The 1,133-nt window shown below is 66.5% G+C and carries 1 protein-coding gene; it reads right to left on the minus strand.

The features are described 5' to 3' along the window. Positions 1 to 1,133: 3-hydroxyacyl-CoA dehydrogenase NAD-binding domain-containing protein (locus IVB36_RS20790; protein WP_247392874.1), on the minus strand; the 1,133-nt coding region annotated here is incomplete at both ends.

Below are 1,133 nucleotides of genomic sequence, written 5' to 3' on the forward strand. Positions count from 1 at the left end.
TTCATGACGTTGGCGGGAGAGAAGAAGTGCATGCCGAGCACGTCCTGCGGACGCTTGGTCGACTTCGCGATCTCGTCGATGTTCAGGTAGGAGGTGTTGGAGGCGAGCACGGCGCCCGGCTTGACGTACTGGTCGAGCTTGCCGAACACTTCCTTTTTCACTGCCATGGTCTCGAACACGGCTTCGATGACGAGGTCGGCGTCGCCGACGTTCTCGATGCCCACGACGCCGTTGATCAGCGCCATGCGCTTCGCGGGCGCATCCGCCGGGATGCCGCCCCGTGCCGCGGTCGCTTCCCAGTTCTTCTGCATGATGCCCATGCCGCGCTTGAGCTGCTCCTCGCCTGTCTCGATCAGGGTGACGGGAATGCCGGCATTGGCAAAGGACATCGCGATGCCACCGCCCATCGTGCCGGCGCCGAGGATGGCGACGCGGTTCACGGGCCGCGGCTTGGTCCCTTCAGGAACGCCGGCGATCTTGCTGGCCTCGCGCTCCGCGAAGAAGGCATAACGCTGCGCCTTGGACTGATCGCTGGCGACGAGCTTCAGGAAGCCCTCGCGCTCCTTCTTCAGACCTTCGTCGAACGGCAGGTCGATGGCGTAGCCGACGGCGTCGGCCGCCGCGAACGGCGCTTCCAGGCCGCGCGACTTCTTGGTCATGGCGGCGACCGCATTGGTGAAGATCGAGCGGTCGGCCTTGGCCGCCGCGATCTTGGAGTCGTCGTCACGCAGGCGGCGCAGCGGACGCTTTTCAGCCAGCAGCTTTCGTACGAAGGCTTCGCCACCGGCGGCCGGACCCTCGACGATCTCCTCGATCAGACCGTTCTTCAGCGCTTCCGCCGCTCCGATCGGATCACCGCCGACGATCATCTTGACCGCGAGCTCCGGTCCAACCGCGCGCGGCAGGCGCTGGGTGCCGCCGGCGCCCGGCAGCAGGCCGAGCTTCACCTCGGGGAGGCCGAGCTTGGCTTCCTTCACCGCGACGCGGAAATGACAGGCGAGCGCGACCTCGAGGCCACCGCCGAGCGCGGTGCCGTGGATCGCGGCCACGACCGGCTTCGGTGAATTCTCGATCTCGGAAAGCACGTCGTTAAGGGCGGGCGGCTTCGGCGGCTTGCCGAATTCGGTGATGTC

It is taken from the genome of Bradyrhizobium sp. 35, assembly GCF_023073215.1.
Taxonomy (GTDB): Bacteria; Pseudomonadota; Alphaproteobacteria; order Rhizobiales; family Xanthobacteraceae; genus Bradyrhizobium; species Bradyrhizobium canariense_D.